This window comes from Rhizobium vallis, assembly GCF_003985155.1.
Lineage (GTDB): Bacteria > Pseudomonadota > Alphaproteobacteria > Rhizobiales > Rhizobiaceae > Rhizobium > Rhizobium vallis.
On sequence record NZ_ML133729.1, the window covers coordinates 1 to 4384 of the forward strand.

Annotated in this window: 4 protein-coding genes; all 4 read right to left on the reverse strand. The window is 62.5% G+C overall.

Annotated features, from left to right (window positions below; translation table 11 throughout):
• The gene (locus EFQ99_RS34715) at nt 1-1116 is read right to left on the reverse strand and encodes an ABC transporter ATP-binding protein (RefSeq protein ID WP_126925331.1); all 1116 of its coding nucleotides are present in this window, start codon (nt 1114-1116) and stop codon (nt 1-3) included.
• Between the two features lie 3 nt (nt 1117-1119).
• Nucleotides 1120-2067: a carbohydrate ABC transporter permease gene (locus EFQ99_RS34720; protein ID WP_126925333.1), complete on the reverse strand. Its 948-nt coding sequence runs from the start codon at nt 2065-2067 to the stop codon at nt 1120-1122.
• Nucleotides 2064-3017: a carbohydrate ABC transporter permease gene (locus tag EFQ99_RS34725; RefSeq protein ID WP_126925335.1), complete on the reverse strand. Its 954-nt coding sequence runs from the start codon at nt 3015-3017 to the stop codon at nt 2064-2066. The genes EFQ99_RS34720 and EFQ99_RS34725 overlap by 4 nt, the downstream gene beginning before the upstream one ends.
• Before the next feature lie 115 nt (nt 3018-3132).
• On the reverse strand, nt 3133-4353 hold the full coding sequence (locus tag EFQ99_RS34730) for an ABC transporter substrate-binding protein (RefSeq protein WP_126925337.1): 1221 nt from the start codon (nt 4351-4353) through the stop codon (nt 3133-3135).
• Between the last annotated feature and the right edge of the window lie 31 nt (nt 4354-4384).

Here is a 4384-nt window from a genome sequence, read left to right on the forward strand (position 1 = left end):
TCACGCGATCCTTGCCTGGCTTTCCGGATCGAAGAACACGGCCTTGTCGAGATTGAAGGCGAGGCGGGTGTTTTGTCCTGGAGCGATGCGGGTATCGGCGCGCAGGCGTGCGACGACGGATTTGCCGCCGAGCTTGGTGACGGCGAAGGTGTCGGAGCCGGCGGGTTCGACGACCTCGATCAGGCAGTCGCCCTCGGTCAGCGAGCGCGCCTTGCGGTCGGCGCCGTCGGGATCGGTCAGGGCTTCGGGGCGAATGCCGAAGATCACCGGTTTGCCGGCATAGGAAGACAGGCCGTGATTGCCTGACATCACCGGCAGCCTGAGCGGGGCGGCATTCGGGCGTTCCAGCGAGACCTCCAGCCCGCCCCCGCCGTTTTCGACGGTGGCGTTGAGCAGGTTCATCGCCGGCGATCCCATGAAGTCGGCAACGAAGATATTGGCGGGATTGTTGTAGATCTCGGCCGGCGTGCCGAACTGCTGCAGCACGCCATCCTTCAGCACGGCGATCTTGGTGGCGAGCGTCATCGCCTCGATCTGGTCGTGGGTGACGTAGACGATCGTCGTGCCCATGCGCTGGTGCAGCCGCTTGATCTCGGTGCGCATGTCGACGCGCAGCTTGGCATCGAGATTGGAGAGCGGCTCGTCGAACAGGAAGACCTGCGGATTGCGCACAAGCGCCCGGCCCATGGCGACACGCTGGCGCTGGCCGCCCGACAGCTGGCTCGGCTTGCGGTCAAGGAGATGGCCGATCTGCAGCATGTCGGAGACCTGCCTGATCGCCTTTTCGCGCTCCTCCCTGGCAATGCCGCGGATCTCCATGCCGAAGGCGATGTTGCCCGCCACCGTCATATTCGGATAGAGCGCATAGGACTGGAACACCATGGCGATGTCGCGCTTGGAGGGATGCAGGCCGGCAATCGAGCGCCCGTCGATCCTGATATCGCCCGCGGTGATCGTCTCCAGCCCGGCAATGGTGTTGAGCAGGGTGGACTTGCCGCAGCCGGACGGACCGACCAGCACCAGGAAGCCGCCCTTTTCGAGTTCGAGATCGATCCCCTTGAGGATGTCGACGGCGCCGAAGCGCTTTCTGAGACCGGAGATTTCCAGGAAAGCCATGGGTTACCCTTTGACAGCGCCCGCCATCAGACCGCGCACGAAGTAGCGGCCGGCGAGGATATAGACGATGAGCGTCGGCACGGCGGCGATCATCGCCGCCGCCATGTTGACATTGTATTCGACCACCCCGGTCGAGGTGTTGACGACATTGTTGAGCGCCACCGTCATCGGCATGGAGTCACCGGTGCCGGCATAGGCTGAGGCAAACAGGAAGTCGTTCCAGATGTTGGTGAACTGGTAGATGACGGTGACGACGATGATCGGCAGCGAGTTCGGCAGCATGATGCGGCGGAAGATCTGGAAGAAGCTCGCGCCATCGACCTGGGCGGCCCGAACCAGCTCGGTCGGGAAGGCCTCGTAGAAGTTGCGGAAGAACAGCGTCGTGAAGCCGAGGCCATAGACGACATGGACGAAGACCAGGTTGACGGTCGAATTGCCGAAGCCGAAGTTGAAGCCCGTGGCGTTCTGCAGCGTCACCCCGAAGCGGCCGAGCGAGCCGAGGATCGTCGCCATCGGCAGAAGCACCGACTGGAACGGGATGAAGCAGGCAAACAGCATCAGCCCGAACACCAGCGTGTGGCCGGGGAAGCGCCACTTGGTCAGGATATAACCGTTCAGCGCCCCCATGATGGTGGAGATCGCCACCGCCGGCACCACCATCTTGATCGAGTTCCAGAAGTAGCCCTTGATGCCGGCACAGGTCAGCCCAACGCAGGCCTCGCCCCAGGCCTTGACCCAGGGATCGAAGGTCGGCGCCTGCGGCAGCGCCAGCATGTTGCCGTTCTGGATCTCGTCCATCGTCTTGAACGAGGTGGTCAGCATGACGAAGAGCGGCATCAGGTAGAGGATGGCGAAGATCACCAGCAGGCCGTAGATGACGAGGCGGCCGATCCAGCGGGCGTTGCTGCCGCTATGCGATCTTTCGACCGTCGGAGAGGTGATCGCACTCATCGGGCCTTCTCCTTCAGTTCGGAATAGAGATAGGGAACGATGATCGCCGAGATGGTCATCAGCATGATGATGGCGCTGGCCGAGCCGACGGCCATCTCGTTGCGCTTGAAGGTGTATTCATACATGAAGTTGGACGGCAGCCAGGCCGAGCCGCCGGGCCCGCCCGAGGTCAGCGCCACCACAAGGTCATAAGACTTGATCGCCATATGGGCGAGCACGATGAAGGCCGACAGGAAGATCGGCCGCAGCAGCGGAATGACGATGCGTCGGTAGAGCTGGAAGGGGGAAGCGCCATCGATCTGGGCTGCCTTCATGATCTCGCCGTCGATGCCGCGCAGGCCGGCCAAAAACATCGCCATGACGAAGCCCGAGGCCTGCCAGACACCGGCGATGACGACAGTGTAGATGACGAAGTCCTTGTTCTTGATCCAGTCGAAGTGGAAGCTCGTCCAACCAAAGTGGTGCAAGGTCTGTTCGAGCCCGAGGCCGGGATCAAGGAACCACTTCCAGGCCACACCGGTGACGATGAAGGAGAGCGCCATCGGATAGAGGAAGATCGGCCGAAGCAGCCCCTCGCCGCGGATCTTCTGGTCGAGCAGGATGGCGAGGAAGAGACCAAGCGCCAGGCAGATGCCGACATAGAGAAAGCCGAAGATCGCCATGTTGGTGATCGAGGTGTACCAGGAGGATGGCGGGTCGCTCTCGAAGGTCCAGCGCCACAGCCGCTGATAGGCACGCGCCCCGGTCAGCGCATAGGAGGGGAAGGTCTTGGAATTGGTGAAGGAGAGATAGGCCGTCCAGACGATGAAGCCGTAGACGAAGATGAGGGTGATGACGAAGCTCGGCGCCAGCACGATCTTCGGCAGCGCATCCTGCAGCCGGCCCCTCAACGAGATACCAGTCGATTGCCGGGGCGTCAGAACCGGATCGGTGGTCGCAACGGTGCTCATGGAATGTCCTCTCCTCCTGCTTCATCGGCCCCGCATGATCATCCCTGTGTGATCGGCGCGGAGCCTGAAGCTTCCCCGCGCGATCTGCGGGGAAGCGTTGTTCATCGACCGGATCTCAGCGGGCGTCGTCGATCGCCTGGACGAGCTGCTTGACGGCCTCGTCGGAGCTCTTGATCTGGCCGTGGACGAACTTCGAGACGACGTCCTTATAGGCATTGGCGATCGCCGGAGGCGCGCCGTAGCCTTGCGCCAGCGAGCCGAACAGCGTGCCGCCCTCGTTGGCGGCCTTCAGGTCGGCGATGCCCTTCTTGCCGCAGGCGTCGAAGTCGGTGTCGGGAACGTCGGTACGGGCCGGAACCGAACCCTTGACGACGTTGAAGGCCGACTGGAAGCTCTTCGACAGTGTGGCGGTTGCCAGCGCCACCTGGGCGGCCTTGCGGTCGTCAGGGACGTTGAACATGCCGAACATGTCGGAGTTGTAGATCACGCTGCCGTCGGTGCCGGGGAAGCGGTAGCAGAGGAAGTCGGTATCCGGCTTCTTCTTGGCGGCGACGAATTCGCCCTTGGCCCAGTCGCCCATCACCTGCACCAGCGCATCACCCTTGATGACCATGGCGGTCGCCAGATTCCAGTCGCGGCCGGAGAAGTTCGGATCGACATATTTGACGATCTTGGCGAGGTTGTCGAAGGACGTCTTCATCGTATCCGACTTCAGCGCTTCCTCGTCGAGGTCGTTGAAGGCCTTCTTGTAGAATTCCGGTCCGCCGGTCGACAGCACGATCGAATCGAACATCGTCGCTTCTTGCCAGTTCTGGCCGCCGAGTGCCAACGGGATCACACCTGCGGCCTTCGCCTTGTCGAGCAGCGCGATCAGCTCGTCGAAGCTCTTCGGCTGCTTGCCGCCGATCTTGTCCATGACAGCCTTGTTGATCCACAGCCAGTTGACCGAGTGGACATTGACAGGGGCTGCGACCCACTTGCCGTCATAGACCGAGAACTTCTGCAGCGCCGCCGGCACCGACTTGTCCCAGCCTTCCTTCTTCGCCGTCGCCGTCAGATCACCCATGACGCCAGCCTGGGCATAATCGAGCACGGTATAGCCCAGCATCTGCGAGGCCGTCGGATAGGTGCCGGCCGCCACCATCGCCTTCAGCGCCGTCATCGCCGCATCACCGCCGCCGCCGGCAACCGGCACGTCCTTCCAGGCAAAACCTTCCTTCGACAGATCCTGCTTCAAAACGTTCAAAGCCGCCGCCTCGCCGCCGGACGTCCACCAGTGCAGCATCTGCACTTCCTTCACGTCCGCAGCCTGTGCCACACCCAAACCAGCCAGCATCACGACAGCAACGGCCGCCGAGCTCAAAAAC

Bases quoted from the DNA above. Each gene is read 5' to 3' on its own strand.
- EFQ99_RS34715 (WP_126925331.1), bottom strand. From the start codon at position 1,116: ATGGCTTTCCTGGAAATCTCCGGTCTCAGAAAGCGCTTCGGCGCCGTC.
- EFQ99_RS34730 (WP_126925337.1), bottom strand. From the start codon at position 4,353: ATGCTGGCTGGTTTGGGTGTGGCACAGGCTGCGGACGTGAAGGAAGTG.
- EFQ99_RS34720 (WP_126925333.1), bottom strand. From the start codon at position 2,067: ATGAGTGCGATCACCTCTCCGACGGTCGAAAGATCGCATAGCGGCAGC.
- EFQ99_RS34725 (WP_126925335.1), bottom strand. From the start codon at position 3,017: ATGAGCACCGTTGCGACCACCGATCCGGTTCTGACGCCCCGGCAATCG.